We start from the raw sequence: 20,519 nt of genomic DNA on the forward strand, positions 1-20,519 counted from the left end.
CTCAAGGAAACAATCGTCAACGAAACATCTTCACAAAAGCGGTCGACCCAAGGTGACCGCCAAGCCGATCAGTGCGCATGCGCCGAGCAGTGGCAATACCCCCAGCTTGAAACGAAAAAGCGCGACGGCAGCAGCCACCGCAACCGCGGCCGACACCCCATCGAAGCGACCACCAAAGCCCTGCGGCCACAGCACGTGGTACGCAAAGAACAAGGACAGGTTCAAGATGACGCCCACCACCGCGGCGGTGATGCCGGTCAGCGGTGCGGTGAACTTGAGGTTGCCGTGCGTTGACTCAACCACGGGCCCGCCTGCCAGAATGAAAATGAACGAAGGCAAAAAGGTGAACCAGGTGACCACAGTCGCCGCCACCGCGCCCGCCACAAACAAGGCTTCGGGCCCGAACACCTGCTTCACCCAGCCCCCCACAAACCCGACGAAGGCCACCACCATGATGAGTGGCCCCGGCGTGGTTTCGCCCAGCGCCAGGCCGTCGATCATCTGTGCGCCGCTCAGCCAATGGTGCTGCTCCACCGCACCCTGGTAAACGTAAGGCAGCACGGCGTAAGCACCGCCAAAAGTGAGCATGGCGGCCTTGGTGAAGAACCAGCCCATCTGGGTGAGCGTGCCTGCTAGCCCGTAGCAGGCCGCGAGTGCCGCCATGCTGCCGCCCCACAGCAACAAGCCTGTGCCCACGACCTTCGCGAGCCGCATGCGCCGGAACAACGCGTGCGGTGGTGTGGGCGTGTCGTCGTCGATGAGCGCGAGGCCATAGCCTTGCTTCGCCGTGCCGTGCCCGCCGCCTACCTGGAAGACTTGAGGCGCGTATTGGCCGCCGAAGTGCCCTATCAGCGCCGCGGCGAGCACGATGGCGGGGAACGGCGCGTCGAACGCAAAAATGGCAATGAACGACAAAGCCGCAATGCCCCACAGCCAGCGGTTCTTCAAGGCGCGAGTGCCAATGCGGTGGGCCGCATGCAGCACCAACGCGGTCACGGCAGGCTTGATGCCGTAGAACAGGCCCGCCACCACTGGCACCTGACCATAGGCCACATAGACCCATGACAACGCCACCAGAATGAACAGCGATGGCAGCACGAAGAGCGCGCCCGCCACGATGCCACCCACGCTTCGGTGCATCAGCCAGCCGATGTAAGTGGCGAGTTGCTGCGCCTCGGGGCCGGGCAGCACCATGCAGTAGTTGAGCGCGTGCAGGAAGCGCTTCTCGCTGATCCAGCGTCGGCGCTCCACCAGCTCGGTGTGCATGATGGCAATCTGCCCAGCCGGCCCGCCGAAGCTGATGAAACCAAGCTTCAGCCAGAACCAGAACGCCTGGGCCAGCGAGATGGGGTCGGGTCGCTGCGGCGGCGGTGTCGTCATTTGGCAAGGCCTTTCTGGGCCACGTAAAACGCGTCGAATACACCGCTGGCAGCCGCAAGCAGTTGGTCGTCGTCGGTGTGCAGGTCACGCAGACCACTGAGGATGGTTTCGAGCCCGGCCGCTTCGGGTACCGGTATGCCGCCCACGTCGAGGTAGTGCACCGCTTGCGCCACGCGGCGCAGGCGCTCGTCGCCGTCGAAGCCGAAGCTGAGGGCCATCACCTCGAAGGTGACGAGTGCGCCGACGTGCGAGAACGCGGCGCCGTCGAAATCAAAACCCAACACGCCACGCGGCGGCTTGAGCGGCTCTTGCAACCACACGATCTGCGCGTCGGCGTCGATGAAGCGGCGCACGAACCAGGCGCAGGCCAAACGATCGACCCAAGGGCGTGCCCTTGTGGCCCAGCGCTTGCCGACATAACGCGCGCGATCGAGCCGCCGCACGTCGCCTGCCGCTTGCTGCGGCTCGCCCGCAGAGAAGCGCACATCCAGATCGCGCCGCACGCTGGCCAGAAACAGCTGCGCCTGATCGAGCGATAGGCCGGGAAAGTAATCGGTGCGCTGAACCGCGGCGAGCGCGTCGACCAACGATCGCAAGCGGCGGCGCGCCTCGGTTTCGGTCAGGGTGGACAACTCGGTGCGCAGTGCCTCGCCCGTCTGGCGCCAGGCCGTGTAGGCGTCGTCGCGAGAGAACTGCGTCATCAGCTCCTCGTGCTGAGCTGCATCGCGCGTGGCCAGCTCGAACACCGATGCCGTGCCGCCATGCTCCAGCACCTCTTGCGCGATTTGCTCGAAAGCTGTTGCGTGCTCCGCCGGCAGCACATAGGCCCCGTCTCGCAATGAGGCACACCCCAAAGCCTTCAGGGCACGCCAGATGCGCAGGCGCACGGCGCCGGGTTGGGTGGGTAAGGTGACAAGAAGCAGCGACCACATGTATGAAGTATATGCATCTTTCTGTGAAACATATACTTCTTTTATCTGAAACGACAGAGTGCGTGATCAGGCCGCGCGGTGCAGCTTCACGGCCGGGAAATCAACCGGCACTTGCAGGGCCACATTCACATAGTTGGTGAAGATGTTCAAGGCCACGTGGGCCACGATCTCCACCACCTGCTCGTCGCTGAAGCCCACCTCGTGCAGCGCCGGCACGTCGGCATCATCGATGTGCCCGCGGTTGTTGACGAGCTTGAGCGCGAAGCGCAATGCCGCCGCTGCCTGCGGGTCACTCGCCTCGCCCATTTGCGCGGCCGCCATGTCTTCGGCCGAGGCACCCGCCTTGCGGCCCAGCACCATGTGCACAGCCAGGCAGTACTCGCAGGCGTTGCGCTCGGCCACCGCCACCGCGATCTTCTCGCCCAGCGTGCGGCCCAGCGAGCCCTTGCCGAGGGCAGCGAACGAGCCCGACATGCTCTGCAGTGCTGCCGGCGAATGCGCCATGGCCTTGAACATGTTGGGCGTGGCGCCAAAGGCCTGTTGGATCTGGAGCAGCAGCACCTGGCTGTCTGCAGAAGCAGTGGTGGCATCGAGAAGTGGAACGCGGGGCATGGTGATCTCCTGGAGACGTGATTGAAGAAAATCTGATGGGACGAAAGCTGATTGACGAGAAGGTGGCGGCGCAGGCCTAGTACTGCCCGTCGCGCACGTACGGGTAGCTCCACAGAATGGTTTGCAGCAGCACCGCCTTGACCCACGCGGCGTGCATCTTTTCCACCTCGGCAGCCGTTGCTCCCTTCTTCGCGAGAAAGGGCTTGAGCGTGGTGGTGACGGGCACGGTCAGCGCCGAGAGGTAGCGAAAGTTGACGCGCGGCACGCTGTCGGCATGGTCGGTGCTGTTCTTCTTGGGTGAGGTGTGGCGCAGGCCGATCTCGTATTGGTAGTCGAGCCAGGCTTGATCGTGCTTGGCGTCGGCAGTGTCCAGAATCCACTGGCCGAAGCGCTTGCGCACGGCACCAAGATAGGCCCCATCGGGGGCGCCGGTCTTGTTGTTCTTGAACGAGACCACGAGCTCTGGCGTCGATGCCACGAAGCCGTACCAGACATCAAGAATCGCGTCGGTCTGGTCGGCCAGAATGGCCTTGCTCTGGCGCAGGTAGCGTGCGTCTTCTTCAGTGAACAGCAGCACCTTCTTCAGCGACTCCACCTCTTTCAAGGTGTAGGGCGCCGTGGCCAGCGACTTCTGGCCGTAGGTGTAGCCGGGAATTGGCGCAGCGGTCTGGCCCGCAGCCACCAGCGGCAGCAGCGCCACGAGCGTGGTCGCGAGCATCGGTTTGAATGTCATGAGGTCTCCTTCTGGGGTTGACTGCCGCCGCGGCTGGGCAGCAGCACACCGCCAGTGTTGAGGAGAAGCTCGTACCTTTGGTCAATTTTCATCCACAATAGATGTCAATTCGTCCAATGGTGAGCCCGTACATGACCGCAAGCGTCGATCGCCTCTCATCCCTGCTGGAGCGCTTTCGGGTGCGCGCGCATCTCTTTCATGCTGGCCCGCTGTGCGGTGTCACGCACTACGCGGCCCTGCCCGGCCGTGGCTTTCTGCATGTGCTGCGGCAAGGCGAAATGGCGCTCACCCACAAGCCCCGCAGTGGGGTGCCTAAGCGCATTCACGTGAGAGAACCGAGCCTGCTTTTCTACCCGCGCCCGCTGGAGCATGACTTCCATTGCGCACCCGAGGAAGGCAGTGACTTCACCTGCGCGGCAGTCGAGTTCGAAGGCGGCGCCAACCACCCTTTGGCGCGCGCGCTGCCGCCGGTGGTGGTGCTGCCGCTGGCCGAGGTGGCGAGCCTGGAGCACACGCTGGCGCTCCTGTTTGCCGAGACCGAGCAGGTGCGCTGCGGCCACCGCTTGCTGGCCAACCGCTTGTTCGAGGTGCTGCTGCTGCAGCTGCTGCGCTGGCTGCTAGATCACCCGGAGCGCAGCGGCATGCCCGCCGGCTTGTTGACCGGCTTGTCGCACCCTCAGCTGGCCAAGGCGCTGGTGGCCCTGCACGAGCGGCCGGGCGACGACTGGACCTTGCCCATGATGGCTGAGCAAGCCGGCATGTCGCGCAGCGCCTTTGCGGCGGCCTTCAAGGCCCACGTGGGCGAGGGGCCGGCCGAGTACCTGGCGCACTGGCGGCTGGCCATCGCGCAAACACAGCTGCGCGGGGGGGCGTCGCTCAAGTCGGTGGCGCAGTCGCTGGGCTACAGCAGCGCATCGGCCTTGTCGCGCGTGTTCGCGCAGAAGGTGGGTGCGTCGCCGCGCGAGTGGCTGAAGTCATCGGGCTGAGCATGGCAGGGCGCCGCCTGAGTGGTGTTCATGCGGGAGGAAGTTCTTGGTCGAGCAGTTGGGTGCGGCGCACGATGGTTCCCGGCAGCAAGAGGCCACCCGGTGCGACCACCGCATTGGCGCCGATGCGAGAGCCGTCGCCGACCAGCGCGCCGAACTTGTCGCAGCCTGTGGTGTGCAGCGCCGAGCCCACGCGCACTTGCACCTGCTTGTCAGCGCGCTCATTGCGGTAGTTGCAGACGATGCTGCCGGCTTCGAGGTTCACGCCCTCGCCCAGCACCGAGTCGCCCACGAAGTTGAAGTGCGCGAGCTTGCTGCCTGCAAACACGAACGACGATTTCAGCTCGGCGCCCGGGCCGAAGATGCAGCGCTCGGCCACCCAGCAGCCACCGCGCAGGTAGGCGCCCGCGGCCACGAAACCCTCGGCACCCACGATCAGCGGGCCCTTGAGCACCGCACCACTCTCGACGGTGGCGCTGCGGTGCACCGCCACGTCGCCTGTGATGCCGTACGCCTGTGGGTCTAGCGCGGCGAGCAGCGCTTGCACGATCTGCGTCGACTGCTGGCACAGCTGCCAAGGCTCGAGCGCAGCCCATCGTGCGAGCGGCGAGCCAGCGAAGGCTGCCACGTAAAGGGACTTGTCAACGATCACGGGTAGGGCGCCCCGTTTTTATGGGTGAACACCCACCCGCCGTCGGCCATCGTGGCCATCAGGTCGTCATCGGGGTAGCTGCCTTCGTCGCCCGGCGTTCTGTCGCCCACTTCGAGGTACACCACGTCGTCTGCGGTCTCGTTGACCAGCTGGTGCGCGTTGCCGGTGCCTGCCTTGAAGCCAGCGCACATGCCTGGTGACAGGGGCGTGGCCCCTTCATCAGTGTGCAGCGTTGGGTGGCCTTGCAGGATGTAGATGAATTCGTCTTGCTTGGTGTGCGCATGCCGCAGTGCCGATATCGCCTGCGGCGCCAGCCGGGTGAGGTTGACGCCGAAGTTCTTCAACCCGAAGGGGTCGCCGAGCGTGCGCTTCACACGGCCCGACATGCGCGATGCAAAGGGCTCGGGGTAGTTCGACGGCTTGGTGCGTGGCGGAGTTTCAACCGCGATGAGCGCAACGGGGTTGCGATGTGACATGGGCAGCTCCTGGGGTGCTGCCAGCATCGTACGACCAGCGAACGTGGAAGGCAGCCTTCAGGGCCTCCGGTCGGCAACGCACTTTCCGTTCGCACTGAGCCTGTCGAAGTGCCTGCACCGAGGTGCAGGCTGGCTACTTCTTGCGCTTCAGCGTGGCCAGGTAGGCAATCACGTCGGCGCGCGCTGCGGCGTCGGCCAGGCGGTAGCCCATGGCTTGGCCCGGCACCAAGGCCTCGGGGTTGGCGAGCCAGCGCTCCAGCGTCTTCTCATTCCAGGTGATGCGGCTGCCCTTGAGAGCGGATGAGTAGGTGAACTCCACCACGCTGCCGGCGCGACGACCCACCACGCCAGCGTGGCGCGGGCCCACTTCGTCGGTGTCGACGGCGTGACAACCTCCGCAGGTGTCTGCGTAGGTTTGCGCACCGCGCACGGGGTCACCGGCGGCTTGCGACGGGGCTGCCGCCAGCAACGCCACAGCGCACAGCAGCGCATGGATCAAGCCTAGCTGGCTCATGAAAGTCTCCTGTGGTTCTGGCGTCACTGGAGACTTTTACGCAGCGGCGCTGCGTTCGGATGCGCCTTCAGAAGCGGTACAGCACCCCGAACGAGACCAAAAATGGCAACTGCGTCACGATCTTGCGCGATGAGTAGTCAGCGCTGTAGCTGTAGCCCGAGACGTTCTTGCGCGCATAGGCGTTGATCACTTCACCGTAGACACGAAAGCGCGGCGAAAGGATGAAATCGCCCCGCAGGTCTAGCCGGTGGTAGGCCGGCAGGCGCTCAGAGTTGAGCCCGCCGTAAAGCGGCTGCACGCGGCCATCGGGGTAGGTGCTGGTGCCGATGATGGGCGTGTTGGGCGCGCCCGTGTGGTAGCTCCAGCGGCCACCGAACTGCCAGCGGTCAGACAGCTTGTATTGGCTCACCAGGCTCAAGATCAACGGTTGGTCGAAGCTGAACGGGAAGTCTTGGCCGGTCTGGTCGTTGTGCCGGCGCGCACGCGAGAGGCTCAGCGACAGCCAGCCTGAAAGGCGGCCTGACAAGCGGGAAGTGGAAGCGCCTTCTTTCGCCGCATCTTTCTTCAGCAGCAGCTCTAGCCCATGGGCCTGGCCGCTCGCGCCGTTGACGTAGTTGAGCGCCGGGTCGGCGACTACGAAGTCGGTGAACTTCTTTTCATAGGCTTCAACGCGCCACGACCAGCCACCGCCCCACTGCTGCGACACGCCGAGCACGCTGTGCGTGGCGCGCAGGTGCCACAGGCCGGTGTTGCCCAGGCCGTCGAGCACTTGCTCGCCATCAGGGAACTGGTTGTGGCGGCCCCAGGCGGCGGTGAACAAGAGGCTGGGCGACCATTGCCACTCCACGCCGAGGCGCGGCTCGGTGTAGCGGCGGTGCAGGTAGTTGTCGTGCGTGAAGTGCACACCCCCGGTGAAGGCCCACTCGGGCGCCATCTGCCAGCGGTCTTTGGCATAGAGGTTGGTCACACTGGCATCGATGCGGCCAGTGACACGCTTGCGGTCAGCGCTGGTGTAGTCGCAGGCGGGGTCAAACTCGGTGCAGCGAGCGTCTTGCACGTCAATGTCGTAGCGGGCGCGCACCGCTTCGAGCGAGCCACCGAGTGCTGCTTGGTGGTCAGCACCGGGCTTGAACTTGAACTGCTCGCGCAGGAAGCCGGTGTGCGAGCGGGCGGTGGCCTTGAGTGCCGTGCCGACGAGGCTGGTGTTGACATCAAGGGTGTGGCCGAGCGCGAGCTTGTTGCTGGTGCTGGGGCCAAAGTCGGCGTCCCACACCACGGCCTGCGTGCCGTACGAGGTGTCGATGGCGCTGTCGCCGGCCAGCACCGGCTGCTGGGTGCCCAGGCCTGAGCTGGCCGGGATCTTGAAGTCAAGGTGGTCCGACGCGCCGGTGGCATGAAAGCTCAGGCTGTGGCCGGGCGTGAGGTTCCAGATGTACTTGCCCTGGTAGTCGGAATAGCGCGGCACGGTCACGATCACGCCCGAGTCTTCGTCTTCAACGGTGTCGATCAGCAGGTCGAGGTAGCTGCGCTTCACTGCGAAGTAGAACGACTGCTTGTCATTGACCGGTCCTTCGACCAAAAAGTCAGCGCCTAACAGGCTGACGTTGAGTGTGCCGCCCAGCTTGTCGGTGCGGGGCGGGCGCAGCGTCACGTCGAGCACGGCGCCAATCGCATCGGCGTACTCGGGGCCGAAGGCGGCGCTATAGAGCTCGAACTTGTCGACCAGGTCGCTGTGCACCACGCTCACCAGGCCGCCCACGTGAAAGAGGTAGCCCACGGGCAGGAAGTCGATGTAGTAGGCGTTGTCGTCGGGGCGCGAGCCGCGCACTGCGGGGGCGCTGCTGCTGTCGTCGGCCACCGCCACGCCGGGCAGGGCTTGCAGCGCCTTCATGGGGTCACCGCCGGTGCCGGGCACGCTGCGCAGCTCGTCGCCGGTGAGCACGCTGCGGCTGGCGGGCGTGGGCGCTTCGCGTCGCCCGGTGACGATCACCGGCGGCAGCGTGCCGCCAGTGGGCTGGCTGGCGGCAGCTGCCGGGGTCGCGGCGGCGTCAGCGGTGGCGGGCTGTGCGTGGGCCGCCGCGCACAGCAGCAGCGCACATGGCCATGCTGCGCTTTTCCATCGCCGCGTCATTCAGGCTTCGCAGCCGCTTGCAGGGCGCGACGGCGGCGCCGCACGGCGAGAAACGGCTCGGTCAGCATGAAGGCGGCGGCCACGGCGTAAGAGCCCCACACATAAAGGCCGTAGCCGCCCATGGCGAAGAAGTCGGCGGCACTGTTCCAGATCATGCTTTTGCTCCTGTTCGTGCGAGCTGGGCCACCCAGTCGGCCTGCCGCTCGCGCTCGAGGATGATGGCGCGCGTACGTGTAAACACGACGGCGAAGGCATAGCTCCAAAAGGCCAGGGTCATGAGCAGCATGGCGGTGAGCATGGTGCTCGCCATCTTGGGTGCGGCCGTGGCGCTGATGGTGGCGCCCTGGTGCAGCGTGTTCCACCAGTAGACCGAGAAATAGATGATGGGCACGTTGACGGCCCCGATGAGGGCTACCAGGGCGCCGGCGTTGTCTGCGCGGCGTGTGTCGTCGATGGCTTCCACCAGCGCGATGTAGCCGAGGTAGAGAAACAGCAGGATCAGCTCAGAGGTGAGCCGCGCGTCCCACACCCACCAGGTGCCCCAGGTGGGCTTGCCCCAGAACGAGCCCGTCCAGAGCGCGACGAAGGTGAACATGGCGCCGGTGGGCGCAATGGCGCGCGCCACCATTGAGGCAAGCCGCGCCTTGAAGGCCCAGCCCACGCCGGCCCACATGGCCATCACCACGTACAGCACCATCGACATCCAGGCGGCAGGCACGTGAATGAAGATGATGCGATAGGCGTCGCCCTGCGTGGCATCGGTGGGCGCAACGAAGAAGCCCATGTACAGGCCGATGGCCGCGAGCCCGATGGCCACAGCCCAGAACAGCGGCGTGAGCGTGCCGGCCAGGCCGTAGAAGCGCGACGGTGCCGCAAAGGTGAAGAAGCTCATGCGTGCAGAAGACGCGGGGGAAGCGGGTGAATTCATGGTCGTCTTGTATCCCTCATTCAGTCGAGATGCGCAGTGCCGCGGCCGTGGCCCAGGGCGCAAGTAGGGTCGTCACGATGAGCAGTGCGCCCAGCAAAGAATAGTGGCCCTGCGCCGAGATGCCCGACTCGACCGCGCCCACCGCGCCGGTGCCGAAAATCAGCGCCGGTATGCACAGCGGCAAGATCAGCAAGATGAGCAGCACGCCCGCGCTGCGCAGGCCCAGCGTGAGCGCGGCGCCCACGCCACCGAGCAGGCTCAGGATAGGCGTGCCCAGCAGCAGGCCGAAGGTGAGCGCCGCGATGGCCTCGCCGTGCATGCCGAACATCAGGCCGAACAACGGTGCAGCGACGATCAGCGGCAGGCCGGTGAGCAGCCAGTGCGCGAGCGCCTTGGCCGCGGCGATGGTGACGGCCGATTCACCGCAGAGCAGCATCTGCTCCAGCGAGCCGTCGGCGTGGTCGGCGGCGTAGAGCTGGGTCACCGACAACATCGCCGCGAGCAGCGCGCACACCCAGACCACGCCGGGGGCGATCTGCCGCAGCATGGCGGGCTCGGGGCTCACGCCGAGCGGGAAGAGGCTCACGGCGACGGTAAAGAAAGCAATGGGCAGCAGGGCCTCGATGCGGCGGCGCGCGGCCAGGCGCAAGTCGCGAGACAGCACGGCGGTGAATGCACTCATGCCGCCACCTCGTCCAGCTGCACAACCACCGGCTCGGGCTGATCGAGCGTCAAGGCTTGATGGCTGGTGAGCACCACGCTGCCGCCGCGCCGCGCGTGCTCGGTGAGCAGCGCGTTGAGCCTGGCGATGCCTTCTGTGTCGAGCGCATCGAAGGGCTCGTCGAGGATCCACACCGAAGGCTGTGTGTCGAGCGCGAGCCGCGACAAAGCCACGCGGCGGCGCTGGCCCTGCGACAAGGTGCGCACCGGCTCGGCGCGGCGGCTGGCCATGCCGAACAGTTGCAGCGCGTCGACCAGCGCTGCGACGCTGTCGCTGCGGCCATGCAGCCGCGCCAGGAAGCGCAGCGACTCCAGCACCGTGAGGTCTTCTTTCAGCGCGTTGGCGTGGGCGATGTACACGAGCTGCTGCGGCGCGCCACCCCAGGCCACGTGGCCCGCTTCGGGCGTTGACAGCCCAGCCAGCAAACGCAGCAGGCTCGTCTTGCCGCGGCCGTTGGCCCCACGCAGCCACACCACTTGGCCTGCCTTCACCTCGAATTGCAAGCCCTTGAACAAGATGCGGTCGCCACGGCGGCAGGCCAGATCGACGGCAGCGAGTGAAGGCAACGTGGTGTTCAACACAGTACGCGAGGGGCTACGAAGCCCCGCATTGTCTGTCAGCGCAGTACCATGACCCACACTCCCCGAGACCCCCATGAACAAAGACCTGCTTTCGGCTGCCGGTGCCATCACAGCCGCCCTCATCACCAACCCCTCGCCCGGCGTTTCGCGCTCCAAGCTGAGCGACGTGGGCACCTTGTTCGCTTCCGTCTACCTTGAGCTTGAGAAGTCGCAAAGCGTGGTCGACAAGCTGCGTGCGCAGACTGCGGCAAACCCAGCGGATTGACGAGCGAACGAGCATCCGTTCAGCCTGAGGGTTCGAAGGCCCGCGCAAGGCTTCGATACCTCAGCCCGAGCGGTGGATTCTGAGCATGCAATACACCGTCGCAGTCCGCGCGCTGTGCGAGTTCACAGCGAAGGTGGGTGACCTCGACCTGCGCTTCACGCCCTCGCCCTCGGCGCAAGACGGCCAAATAGGCCACGCCGTGGTGGCCGCGCGCCGCAAAGGCGCTCACTACGAGTCGGAGCTGAGCCTCGAAGGCGAGCACAAACACCTGCGAGTGCGCGGCCGGGCCGACGGCTATGACGCCACGCAAAACCGGCTGGAAGAGGTCAAGACCTTTCGCGGCGACCTGGCCCGCCAGCCCGCCAACCACCGCGCGCTGCACTGGGCGCAAGCCAAGGTCTACGGCTGGCTGTTGTGCCAGAAGCTCGCACTCGCCGAGATGCAGATTGCACTCGTCTACTTCGACATCGGCAACCAGCACGAAACGGTGCTGTGCGAGACGCACACCGCCACCGAGCTGCAAGCCCACTTCGAGCTGCAGTGCGAGCGCTTTCTGCAATGGGCCGAGCAAGAGCTGGCGCACCGAGCGCAGCGCGACACGGCCTTGGCGGCGCTGCGCTTTCCGCATGAATCGTTTCGCACCGGTCAGCGCGAGCTGGCCGAAGCCGTCTACAAATCGGCCCAGCACGGCCGCTGCCTGATGGCCCAAGCACCCACCGGCATCGGCAAGACAGTGGGCACGCTGTTCCCGCTGCTGAAGGCCGCGCCGGCGCAGGCGCTCGACAAGGTGTTTTTCCTCACCGCCAAGGGCTCGGGCCGCCAGCTGGCACTCGACGCCGCCGAGCGCATACAGGCCGGGCAAGGCACGCTGCGCGAGGCCGGTCAACGCACGCTGCGCGTGCTGGAGCTGGTGGCGCGCGACAAGGCCTGCGAGCACCCCGACAAGGCCTGCCACGGCGACTCGTGCCCGCTGGCCCAAGGCTTTTACGACCGGCTGCCCGCCGCACGCGAGGCTGCGCTGCACGTGCCCCTGCTAGCCAAGGCCACGCTGCGCGAGGTGGCGCTGGCGCACCAGGTTTGCCCCTACTACCTGAGCCAAGAGCTGGCGCGCTGGTGCGACGTGATCGTGGGCGACTACAACTACTACTTCGACATCAGCGCGATGCTGCACAGCCTCACGCAAGCCCATCAGTGGCGCGTGAGTGTGCTGGTCGACGAAGCGCACAACCTGGTGGAGCGCGCCCGCAAGATGTATTCGGCCGAGCTCGACTCGCTGAGTTTCAAGGCCCTGCGCAAGACGGCGCCGGCGGCGCTCAAGTCGCCACTGGCCAGGCTCAACCGCGCCTGGAACGCCTTGCACAAATCGCAGACCGAGCTCTACCAGGTGCATGCGGCGGTGCCCGAAGCCTTCAGCAGTGCCCTGCAGACGGCCACCAGCGCGATCACCGACTACCTGGCCGAGCACCCCACGGCCGTCGACGGCGCGCTGCAAGCCTTCTACTTCGATGCATTGCATTTCTCTCGCGTGCTGGAGCTGTTCGATGGCCATTCGCTGTTCGACGTGACCCTCAACGGGCACAGCACCACGCTGTGCCTGCGCAACGTGGTGCCGGCGCCGCACCTGAAGCCGCGCCTGGAAGCCGCCCGCTCGGTGGCGCTGTTCTCGGCCACGCTGAGCCCGCAGCGCTTCTACGCCGACACCCTGGGCCTGCCCGACGACACGCTCTGGATCGACGTGCCCACGCCCTTCACGCCAGAGCAGCTGAAGGTGCGGCTGGTCGATCACATCTCCACTCGCTACCAGCACCGCGACGCTTCGCTCGCGCCCATTGCCGAGCTGATGGCGCGCCAGTACGGTGAACAACCCGGCAACTACCTCGCCTTCTTCAGCAGCTACGACTACCTGCAGAAGGCGGTCGCGCTGTTTCGCGAGCATGCACCGCGTGTGCCAGTGTGGGAGCAGTCGCGCCGCATGGGCGAAGCCGAGCGCGAGCAGTTTCTGGCGCGCTTCACGGCCAGCAGCGAGGGCATAGGCTTCGCCGTGCTGGGCGGCTCGTTTGCCGAAGGCATAGACCTGCCGGGGCGGCGACTCATAGGCGCCTTCATCGCCACGCTGGGCCTGCCCCAACTCAACCCGGTGAACGAGCAGATGAAGCAGCGCCTGGGCGAGCGCTTCGGCGAGGGCTGCGCCTACGACTACGCCTACCTCTACCCCGGCATCCAAAAGGTAGTGCAAGCCGCGGGCCGGGTGATACGCACCCCAGACGACCGCGGCGTGGTGTGCCTCATCGACGACCGTTTTGCCCAGGCCAAGGTGCGCCGGCTGCTGCCGCTCTGGTGGCGCATGTCGACAACAAGCACCGAAGCACCCCTCAACTCCACCATGTAACTGTTTGCACATCCGTTATGGTGGGGCGTACATCGTGCAGCCCACTCCCCCTGGAAGGATCTCTGTGGTCTCGCTTTTCGCTTTCGTGGTCACCGCCTACGGCATGAACCCCTATCTGGTGGCCAGCTTCAACTCGGGGCTGGCGTGTGAAACGGCCAAGTCGGCCATCATTTCGGCAGCACTGGAGCAGAGTGTCGCGGGCACCAGCACCTACGCCCTGGCACCCAAGACCATGAAGTGCATTGCCACGCCGGGCCTGCTGGCCGGCGGCACCCACCCACCCGAGGCTGTCACTCCGCACAAGGCGCCTGCGCCGCCGGCCAAACGCCCGCAGAAGAAGTGAGCTTTCTCTCGCCTGCCCCGGAAGGCTGGCTGCGCCAGCGCCTGCAGGCGTTCGGGCCTTTCATCGTGGTGCTGGGTTTGGTGGCCCTGATGTGGGCGCTGGTGCTGGTGTCGTCGGCTGTCCAGCAAGAGCGCATTGCCAACGACGCCCAACAGCAGCTGCGGCTCATCAACAACGCGGTGGTGCAGCAAACGCGCGGGCTGCTTCAGCGTGTGGAGGGCGAGCTGCAGGTGCTGGACCACTGGGTGCAGTCGCACCCACAGAACGACCCGCGGCAAGACATGGCGCTGGCCGAGCTGATCTCGCAGCTGGATGCTGGAACGAACGGTCTCGTCAGCCTGGGCTTTGCATCTCACACCGGGCATGCCATCGCCACACCCCAGGCGCAAGACTGGCACGCCGACATGCCGGCCGTCATCTGGCCACTGCTGGGCAGCACGCACATTGGCGCGCCCCTGCGCAACGCCGTAGGGCAGCCGTGGCGCTGGCCGGTCTCGCGCCGGCTCACCCGGCCCACCGGCGACGTGGCGGGCGTGGTCGCGTGGATCGACCTGGCCCGCCTGAGCACCCTGCACGAGAGCCTGCGCGACAAGCCCGCCGGGGCCATCACCCTCACCCGCTCAGATGCCACGCTGATCGTGCGCACGCCCGTCATCGACAAGCTGATCGGCCGCAACCTGCGGCAAAGCGGGCCCACCCCACTGATGCCCGCAAGTGCGTCCCAGGGCTTCTTTGCCTATGACGGCTCGCTCACCGACGGGCAACCCGGCCGCGTGGTCAGCTACGAGCGCCTCGGCAACTACCCGGTGACGGTGCTGGTGTCACAGGGGGTCAACGACGCCATGGCCACCTTCAATTCCAGGCGTCGCATTCTCATCATCGCGTTGAGCCTGATCTCGCTGTGCGCCTTCGCGTTCTCGGTGGCGCTGGCGCGCAGCCAGCGCGCGAGCCGCCGCAGCCAGGCCGAGATCCTGGCCCTGAGCGACGCCTTTCCGCTGGGCTTCTTTCGCACCGACATGACGGGCCAGGTGACCTACGCCAACGACGCCTACTTCCAGAAGATGGGCTTCGCGCGCGAGCGCATGGCCTGGGGCTGGATCGAAGGGGTCGACGCCAGCCGCCAGCCCGAACTGAAAGAGGTGTGGTGCAAGGCTGTGGCCGAGGGCCGCCCACTCAAGAACACACTGCGCATTCGCCGCGCCACCGACGGGCGAGAGGTGGTGATGTCGGTGCGCACTGCCGCTCTGCGCGTTGACGGCAAACTGGTCGGGCAGGTGGGCTCGATGGAAGACATCACCGACCGCATCCAGCAGCAAAAAGCCCAGCGCATGCTCACCGCCATCTTCGAGAAGAGCACCGACGTGGTGGCGCAAATTTCGCCCGACGGGCACATGGTGTACCTCAACCCGGCCGGACGCGCCCGCCTGGACCTGGGGCCACACGACCCGCTCGACCAGCTTCACTTCGAAGACTTCACGCCGCCAGGCCGGGCCGCCCAGGTTCGCGACGTCATCATCCCTGCGGCGCTGGGCAACGACGTGTGGGTGGGCGAGACCTCGGTGCTCGACAGCCAGAAGCGCGAGATCGCGATGAGCGAAATGCTCATCGTCCACCGCGACGACGAGGGGCAGATTGAAGCTTTCTCGGCCGTGATGCGCGACATCACGCAGGAGCAGCAGGCCCGTGACGAGTTGCAGCGCAGCCAATCGATACTCAACGTGGTGGCCGCCACCCTCCCCGTGCTGGTGGCTGTCGTAGACGACCAGCAGCGCTACCTCTTCACCAATGACGCCTTCGACCGCTCGGTGGGCCGCCTGCACGATGGGCCGACGGGCCAGCATGCGCGCGAGGTGATCAGCGAGGCCGAGTACGCGATACGGCTCCCCCACATCAAGACCGCGCTCGCCGGCGAGCGGGTGATGTTCGAAACAGAACGCAACGGGCGTGAGGGCATGCAGTTCTTCGAAACGACCTACATCCCGTTTGTGGGCACCGACGGCAAGGTGGCGGGCTTCGTCGCGCTCTCGCAAGACATCACGACGCACCGCCTGGAGCAGCTGAAGCTGCTCGACGCCTCGCAAACCGACGCGCTCACGGGCGTGCTCAACCGCGCCGGCTTTGACTTGCGCATGCAAGAAGCGCTAGACCGCGCCCAGCGCGAGAAGCACGTGCTGGCGCTGTTGTGCCTGGACCTCGACGGCTTCAAACCCGTCAACGACGCGCATGGCCATGCGGCTGGCGACGCGGTGCTCACCGCGGTGGCGAGACGCCTGCAGCGCTTGCTTCGGCCGTCAGACGTGCTCGCCCGCGTGGGTGGCGACGAGTTTGCGGTGGTGCTGCACGACGTAAAAGACCCCGCCGCGGCGCAGGCCGTGGCACGCAAGATCGTGAACCGGCTGGGTGAACCGTTCCAGATCGACGACAAAACAGTGCACATCGGCAGCAGCGTGGGCGTGGCCCTCACGGCCAACGGGCAAGATTCGGTTCAGGCGCTGATGCAGCGAGCCGATGCGGCGCTGTACCAGGCCAAGCGGGCTGGGCGAGGCCGTTTCGAGATGGCCGACGACGCCCTGCCAAGTCCTTCACATCAGTCGGCAGGGTAAACGACGCCTTACAAGCGCGAGAAAAAGCCTTGAAACTTAACCTTGCTTAGCCTCTCCAAGTGGGGTCGCAGTTTTATACTGGAATCGCGTGAAATCTTCGTATCAGGTAGGAAGTAGGTCGTATATGGGCGCCAAACTCAAAGTTGCTGGCTGGGTCACATTGGGTGCCGTTGCCGGCGCTCTTGCCACCATGCAGATGCAGGCCACGGCCAGCAACCCCACCAGCCCGCTGCCCTATGAAGAGCTGCAGCAGCTTGCCAAGGTATTCGACGTCATCAAGAACACCTACGTCGACCCGGTCGACGAAAAGAAACTCATCACCGACGCCATCGGCGGCATGGTCAACGGGCTTGACCCCCATTCACAGTACTTCGACAAGAAGGGCGTGAAGGAATTCAGTGAGGGCATCACTGGCAAATTCATCGGCGTGGGCATCGAGATCGGCATGGAAGACGGCCTGGTCAAGGTGCAAACCCCGATCGAAGGCTCACCCGCCTTCCGCGCCGGCATCAAGAGCGGTGACCTCATCACCAAGATCGACGACACCGCCGTCAGGGGCCTCACCATGGACCAGGCGGTCAAGCGCATGCGCGGCGAGCGCAACACCAAGGTCGAGCTGACCCTCTATCGCAAGAGCGAGACCCGCACCTTCCCGGTGACCATCGTGCGCGAAGAAATCCGCACCCAGAGCGTTCGCGCCAAGGTGGTCGAGCCCGGTTATGCCTGGCTGCGCGTGAGCCAATTCCAGGAGCGCACGGTAGAAGACTTCGCCAAGAAGATCGAAGACCTCTACAAGCAAGACCCCAACCTCAAGGGCCTGGTACTCGACCTGCGCAACGACCCGGGCGGTGCACTTGAAGCCTCCATCGCCCTTTCGGCCGCCTTTTTGCCGAAAGATGCGCTGGTCGTCTCCATCAAGGGCCAGGCCTCAAAGTCTGAGTCGAAGGCACGTCCGTTCGACTACACCCGTGACGGCAACGACCCCCTGCGCAAGCTGCCCGAGGCCGTGAAGAAAGTACCGTTGATCGTGCTGGTGAATGAAGGCTCGGCCTCGGCCAGCGAAATCGTGGCCGGCGCTCTGCAAGACCACCAGCGCGCCATCATCATGGGCGCACAAACCTTCGGCAAGGGCTCGGTGCAAAGCGCCATTTGCCTGAACGAGCGCGTGCGCATCGATGTCTGCCCGAGCGCAGCCATCAAGATCACCACCGCACGCTACTACACGCCGAGCGGGCGCTCCATCCAGGCCAAGGGCATCGTGCCCGACGTGATGCTCGACGAAACCGCCGAAGGCAACGTGTTCGCCGCCCTGCGCATGCGCGAAGCAGACCTCGACAAGCACCTGCAAAGCGGCCAAGGCGCCGAGGTGAAAGACGAGGTTCGCGAAAAGGCACGCGAAGAAGCTCGCAAGAAACTCGAAATGGAAGCCGCCAAGACCACGGCAGCCCCGAAGCCTTTGCCCGAGTTCGGCAGTGCCGACGACTTCCAGCTCGCCCAGGCCATCAACCGCCTGAAGGGCAAGCCGGTGCTGATCTCCAAGACAGCCGTCGAACGCAAGCCGGAAACCACGACGAACTGATCGGCTTCGCGCCCAACCCCAAACGCCCGCCTAACCAGCGGGCGTTTGTCATTGTGTTTGTATGCTCACCCCATGAACGACCAACAGCTGCTGCGCTACTCGCGCCACATCCTGCTCGACGAGCTGGGCATCGAGGGCCAGCAGCGCTTGCTGGCTTCGCATGCGCTGGTGATCGGTGCGGGTGGCCTGGGCTCGCCGGTGGCGCTGTACCTGGGCACGGCCGGCGTGGGCCGCATCACCCTCGTCGACCACGACACAGTCGACCTCACCAACCTGCAGCGGCAGATCGCGCACGACATGGCGCGCATCGGCCAGCCCAAGGTCAGCTCGGCGGCACAGGCCATTGCCGAGATGAACCCCGAGATCACCGTGGTCGCGCTTCAAGAGCGAGCCGATGCCGCTCGGCTCGACACCTTGGTGGCCAGCGCCGACGTGGTCATCGACTGCAGCGACAACTTCGCCACCCGGCATGCCGTCAACGCCGCCTGCGTGCAACACCGCAAGCCGCTGGTCTCGGGTGCGGCCATAGGCTTCGACGCGCAGATCTCGGTCTACGACACCCGCCAGCCGAGCGCACCCTGCTACGCCTGCCTGTTCCCGCCGGAGGCCGATTTCGAAGAGGCTCGCTGCGCCACCATGGGTGTGTTTGCGCCGCTGGTGGGCATCATCGGCAGCATGCAGGCGGCCGAGGCGCTGAAGCTGCTGGCGGGCGTGGGCTCGTCGCTCGCAGGCCGCTTGCAGATGCTCGATGCGCGCAGCATGGAGTGGACCGAAATACGCACTGCGCGCAGCGTCAATTGCAGCGTGTGCCACTCGCCACCGCGTTAAGCTGCGCGCCATGGACAAGCGTACCGATCTCACCGCCCGCAACTTCCCGCCCGCCAAGAAAGAAGCCGAAGCCCAAGGCCCGACTCCGTCGCTCTACGACGGGCCTGAGAGCGCCTACAAGCTGGCCTTTCTCGACTCCAAATTTCTGCTGAGCGACGAGCTGCGCCCCGTGCGCATGCAGCTCGAGCTGCTCAAGCCCGAACTGGTGCAAACCGAGCTGGGCATAGAGTCGACCATCGTGATCTTTGGCAGCGCACGCATCGTGCCGCCCGACGTGGCCCAGCGCCTGCTCACCGATGCCCAAGCCGCCAACGACGAAACCGCCCTGCGCATTGCGCAAACGCACGTAAAAATGTCGCGCTTCTACGAAGAGGCCCGCCGCTTCGGTGCACTGGTCACTGAAAAGTCTCGCCAGCTCACCACACCGATCTACGTGGTGACCGGCGGCGGCCCCGGCATCATGGAAGCTGGCAACCGCGGCGCACATGAGGTGGGTGGCAAAAGCATAGGCCTGAACATCGTGTTGCCCCACGAGCAAGCGCCCAACCCTTACATCACGCCGGAGCTGTGCTTCCAGTTCCACTACTTCGGCTTGCGCAAGATGCACTTCCTGATGCGCTCCATCGGGCTGCTCTGCTTCCCCGGCGGCTTCGGCACGCTCGACGAGATGTTCGAAGTGCTCACGCTCATCCAAACCGGCAAGTGCCGTCGTCGGCCCATCATGCTGTTCGGCCGCGAGTTCTGGACTCAACTCATCAACTTCGATCTGCTGGTCGAGACCGGCATGATCAGCCCGCTCGACCTGCAGCTCTTCCGCTTCGTTGAATCGGCCGAAGAGGCCTGGGCCATTCTGGAGGCCGAGTACGGCTTCGACCTGCCGGCCACCGAGTTGGGCGACCTCGGCAATTTCGACACCGAGGACTGAGCCATGACCGCCGCCGCTCCGCGCAAACCCATCAGCATCATCGGCGCGCCCACCGACATCGGCGCCGGCACTCGCGGCTCCAGCATGGGCCCCGAGGCCTTGCGCGTGGCCAACATCGTGCCGGTGCTCATGGGCCACGGGCTCGAGGTAGCCGACCGCGGCAACCTGAGCGGCCCCGCCAACCCCTGGCTGCCCCCCGTCGATGGCTACCGCCACCTCGATGAGGTGGTGGCCTGGAACCGGCTGGTGCACGACGCGGTGCATGCCGAGCTGTCACTCAACCGCATGCCCATACTGCTGGGCGGCGACCACTGCCTGGGGCTGGGCTCGATCAGTGCGGTGGCGCGCCACTGCCGCGAAACCAACAAGAAGCTGCGCATCTTGTGGCTCGACGCGCATGCCGACTTCAACACCAACGTGCTCACACCCAGCGGCAACATCCACGGCATGCCGGTGGCCTGCCTGTGCGGCAGCGGCCCGCAAGAGCTGATCGAGATCGGCGGCCACGTGCCGGCCATCAGCCCCAAGTGGATACGCCAGATCGGCATCCGCAGCGTCGACGAAGGCGAGAAGCGTTTCGTGCACGAGATGGGCCTCGAAGTCTTCGACATGCGCTACATCGACGAAATGGGCATGCGCCACGCGATGGAGTTGGCCCTGGCGACCATGAGCGCCAACACCCACTTGCACGTGAGCTTCGACGTCGACTTCCTAGACCCGCCCATCGCCCCCGGCGTAGGCACCACCGTGATGGGCGGCCCCACCTACCGTGAGGCTCAACTCTGCATGGAGATGATTGCCGACACCGGCCGCCTGGCCTCGCTCGACGTGATGGAACTCAACCCCGCGCTCGACGTGCGCAACGCCACCGCCGAGCTGGCCGTCGACCTGATCGAGAGCCTGTTCGGCAAGAGCACCTTGATGCGCAAGTGAGCGGGCCG

At 65.6% G+C, this 20,519-nt stretch carries 21 protein-coding genes; 9 read left to right on the plus strand and 12 right to left on the minus strand.

Features of this window, described 5'->3' with window-relative positions:
• Window positions 1–30: 30 nt before the first annotated feature.
• The 4 genes from chrA to AC30QB_RS15630 all read right to left on the minus strand — a co-directional run bounded on the left by chrA (window position 31) and on the right by AC30QB_RS15630 (window position 3,657).
• Window positions 31–1,380 (minus strand): chromate efflux transporter, encoded by a 1,350-nt coding sequence (gene chrA, locus AC30QB_RS15615; RefSeq protein ID WP_489547162.1) that lies wholly within the window; start codon window positions 1,378–1,380, stop codon window positions 31–33.
• The gene (locus tag AC30QB_RS15620) at window positions 1,377–2,312 is read right to left on the minus strand and encodes a chromate resistance protein ChrB domain-containing protein (protein ID WP_489547163.1); all 936 of its coding nucleotides are present in this window, start codon (window positions 2,310–2,312) and stop codon (window positions 1,377–1,379) included. The genes chrA and AC30QB_RS15620 overlap by 4 nt, the downstream gene beginning before the upstream one ends.
• A gap of 66 nt (window positions 2,313–2,378) precedes the next feature.
• Window positions 2,379–2,924: a carboxymuconolactone decarboxylase family protein gene (locus AC30QB_RS15625; protein ID WP_489547164.1), complete on the minus strand. Its 546-nt coding sequence runs from the start codon at window positions 2,922–2,924 to the stop codon at window positions 2,379–2,381.
• A gap of 76 nt (window positions 2,925–3,000) precedes the next feature.
• Entirely contained in the window at window positions 3,001–3,657 is a 657-nt protein-coding gene (locus AC30QB_RS15630; protein ID WP_489547165.1) for a protoglobin domain-containing protein, read from the minus strand.
• Between the two features lie 131 nt (window positions 3,658–3,788).
• Between AC30QB_RS15630 and AC30QB_RS15635 the strand changes: the two genes are divergently transcribed.
• Window positions 3,789–4,643: an AraC family transcriptional regulator gene (locus AC30QB_RS15635; protein WP_489547166.1), complete on the plus strand. Its 855-nt coding sequence runs from the start codon at window positions 3,789–3,791 to the stop codon at window positions 4,641–4,643.
• Between the two features lie 28 nt (window positions 4,644–4,671).
• Here AC30QB_RS15635 and AC30QB_RS15640 read toward each other — a convergent pair whose 3' ends face one another.
• The 8 genes from AC30QB_RS15640 to ccmA form a co-directional block, all read right to left on the minus strand.
• Entirely contained in the window at window positions 4,672–5,295 is a 624-nt protein-coding gene (locus AC30QB_RS15640) for an LbetaH domain-containing protein (RefSeq protein ID WP_489547167.1), read from the minus strand.
• Entirely contained in the window at window positions 5,292–5,771 is a 480-nt protein-coding gene (locus AC30QB_RS15645) for a cupin domain-containing protein (RefSeq protein WP_489547168.1), read from the minus strand. Before AC30QB_RS15645 ends, AC30QB_RS15640 begins: the two co-directional genes overlap by 4 nt.
• 133 nt (window positions 5,772–5,904) lie before the next feature.
• Window positions 5,905–6,285, minus strand: coding sequence for a c-type cytochrome (locus AC30QB_RS15650; protein WP_489547169.1), 381 nt, complete (start codon window positions 6,283–6,285; stop codon window positions 5,905–5,907).
• Window positions 6,286–6,352: 67 nt separating this feature from the next.
• Complete coding sequence (locus AC30QB_RS15655; RefSeq protein ID WP_489547170.1) at window positions 6,353–8,416, minus strand: TonB-dependent receptor plug domain-containing protein; 2,064 nt, start codon at window positions 8,414–8,416, stop codon at window positions 6,353–6,355.
• Window positions 8,413–8,571: a heme exporter protein CcmD gene (gene ccmD / locus AC30QB_RS15660; RefSeq protein WP_489547171.1), complete on the minus strand. Its 159-nt coding sequence runs from the start codon at window positions 8,569–8,571 to the stop codon at window positions 8,413–8,415. The genes AC30QB_RS15655 and ccmD overlap by 4 nt, the downstream gene beginning before the upstream one ends.
• Window positions 8,568–9,344 (minus strand): heme ABC transporter permease CcmC, encoded by a 777-nt coding sequence (gene ccmC, locus AC30QB_RS15665; RefSeq protein ID WP_489547172.1) that lies wholly within the window; start codon window positions 9,342–9,344, stop codon window positions 8,568–8,570. Before ccmC ends, ccmD begins: the two co-directional genes overlap by 4 nt.
• 16 nt (window positions 9,345–9,360) lie before the next feature.
• Window positions 9,361–10,026, minus strand: a complete 666-nt coding sequence (gene ccmB, locus AC30QB_RS15670; protein WP_489547173.1) for a heme exporter protein CcmB — start codon at window positions 10,024–10,026, stop codon at window positions 9,361–9,363.
• Window positions 10,023–10,646 (minus strand): cytochrome c biogenesis heme-transporting ATPase CcmA, encoded by a 624-nt coding sequence (gene ccmA / locus AC30QB_RS15675; protein ID WP_489547174.1) that lies wholly within the window; start codon window positions 10,644–10,646, stop codon window positions 10,023–10,025. Before ccmA ends, ccmB begins: the two co-directional genes overlap by 4 nt.
• A gap of 73 nt (window positions 10,647–10,719) precedes the next feature.
• Between ccmA and AC30QB_RS15680 the strand changes: the two genes are divergently transcribed.
• From AC30QB_RS15680 to rocF, 8 genes are all read left to right on the plus strand, one after another.
• Complete coding sequence (locus AC30QB_RS15680; RefSeq protein WP_489547175.1) at window positions 10,720–10,911, plus strand: hypothetical protein; 192 nt, start codon at window positions 10,720–10,722, stop codon at window positions 10,909–10,911.
• An 85-nt stretch (window positions 10,912–10,996) separates the two neighbouring features.
• Window positions 10,997–13,300: an ATP-dependent DNA helicase gene (locus AC30QB_RS15685; protein WP_489547176.1), complete on the plus strand. Its 2,304-nt coding sequence runs from the start codon at window positions 10,997–10,999 to the stop codon at window positions 13,298–13,300.
• Window positions 13,301–13,364: 64 nt separating this feature from the next.
• Window positions 13,365–13,643: a hypothetical protein gene (locus tag AC30QB_RS15690; RefSeq protein ID WP_489547177.1), complete on the plus strand. Its 279-nt coding sequence runs from the start codon at window positions 13,365–13,367 to the stop codon at window positions 13,641–13,643.
• Window positions 13,640–16,246, plus strand: coding sequence for a diguanylate cyclase domain-containing protein (locus AC30QB_RS15695; protein WP_489547178.1), 2,607 nt, complete (start codon window positions 13,640–13,642; stop codon window positions 16,244–16,246). Before AC30QB_RS15690 ends, AC30QB_RS15695 begins: the two co-directional genes overlap by 4 nt.
• 124 nt (window positions 16,247–16,370) lie before the next feature.
• Window positions 16,371–17,825, plus strand: a complete 1,455-nt coding sequence (locus AC30QB_RS15700) for a S41 family peptidase (protein ID WP_489547179.1) — start codon at window positions 16,371–16,373, stop codon at window positions 17,823–17,825.
• Between the two features lie 72 nt (window positions 17,826–17,897).
• Window positions 17,898–18,653: a HesA/MoeB/ThiF family protein gene (locus AC30QB_RS15705; protein ID WP_489547180.1), complete on the plus strand. Its 756-nt coding sequence runs from the start codon at window positions 17,898–17,900 to the stop codon at window positions 18,651–18,653.
• A 10-nt stretch (window positions 18,654–18,663) separates the two neighbouring features.
• A complete protein-coding gene (locus AC30QB_RS15710) occupies window positions 18,664–19,578 on the plus strand; it encodes an LOG family protein (protein ID WP_489547181.1) in 915 nt (304 codons plus the stop codon).
• A gap of 3 nt (window positions 19,579–19,581) precedes the next feature.
• Entirely contained in the window at window positions 19,582–20,511 is a 930-nt protein-coding gene (gene rocF, locus AC30QB_RS15715; RefSeq protein ID WP_489547182.1) for an arginase, read from the plus strand.
• Window positions 20,512–20,519: the final 8 nt, after the last annotated feature.

It is taken from the genome of Rhizobacter sp. (assembly GCF_046595475.1).
Lineage (GTDB): Bacteria > Pseudomonadota > Gammaproteobacteria > Burkholderiales > Burkholderiaceae_C > Rhizobacter.

Bases quoted from the DNA above. Each gene is read 5' to 3' on its own strand.
- AC30QB_RS15685 (WP_489547176.1), top strand. From the start codon at position 10,997: ATGCAATACACCGTCGCAGTCCGCGCGCTGTGCGAGTTCACAGCGAAG.
- AC30QB_RS15625 (WP_489547164.1), bottom strand. From the start codon at position 2,924: ATGCCCCGCGTTCCACTTCTCGATGCCACCACTGCTTCTGCAGACAGC.
- AC30QB_RS15630 (WP_489547165.1), bottom strand. From the start codon at position 3,657: ATGACATTCAAACCGATGCTCGCGACCACGCTCGTGGCGCTGCTGCCG.
- AC30QB_RS15655 (WP_489547170.1), bottom strand. From the start codon at position 8,416: ATGACGCGGCGATGGAAAAGCGCAGCATGGCCATGTGCGCTGCTGCTG.
- ccmD (WP_489547171.1), bottom strand. From the start codon at position 8,571: ATGATCTGGAACAGTGCCGCCGACTTCTTCGCCATGGGCGGCTACGGC.
- AC30QB_RS15620 (WP_489547163.1), bottom strand. From the start codon at position 2,312: ATGTGGTCGCTGCTTCTTGTCACCTTACCCACCCAACCCGGCGCCGTG.
- ccmB (WP_489547173.1), bottom strand. From the start codon at position 10,026: ATGAGTGCATTCACCGCCGTGCTGTCTCGCGACTTGCGCCTGGCCGCG.
- AC30QB_RS15680 (WP_489547175.1), top strand. From the start codon at position 10,720: ATGAACAAAGACCTGCTTTCGGCTGCCGGTGCCATCACAGCCGCCCTC.
- chrA (WP_489547162.1), bottom strand. From the start codon at position 1,380: ATGACGACACCGCCGCCGCAGCGACCCGACCCCATCTCGCTGGCCCAG.
- AC30QB_RS15635 (WP_489547166.1), top strand. From the start codon at position 3,789: ATGACCGCAAGCGTCGATCGCCTCTCATCCCTGCTGGAGCGCTTTCGG.
- ccmC (WP_489547172.1), bottom strand. From the start codon at position 9,344: ATGAATTCACCCGCTTCCCCCGCGTCTTCTGCACGCATGAGCTTCTTC.
- AC30QB_RS15645 (WP_489547168.1), bottom strand. From the start codon at position 5,771: ATGTCACATCGCAACCCCGTTGCGCTCATCGCGGTTGAAACTCCGCCA.
- AC30QB_RS15710 (WP_489547181.1), top strand. From the start codon at position 18,664: ATGGACAAGCGTACCGATCTCACCGCCCGCAACTTCCCGCCCGCCAAG.
- AC30QB_RS15700 (WP_489547179.1), top strand. From the start codon at position 16,371: ATGGGCGCCAAACTCAAAGTTGCTGGCTGGGTCACATTGGGTGCCGTT.
- rocF (WP_489547182.1), top strand. From the start codon at position 19,582: ATGACCGCCGCCGCTCCGCGCAAACCCATCAGCATCATCGGCGCGCCC.
- AC30QB_RS15650 (WP_489547169.1), bottom strand. From the start codon at position 6,285: ATGAGCCAGCTAGGCTTGATCCATGCGCTGCTGTGCGCTGTGGCGTTG.
- AC30QB_RS15705 (WP_489547180.1), top strand. From the start codon at position 17,898: ATGAACGACCAACAGCTGCTGCGCTACTCGCGCCACATCCTGCTCGAC.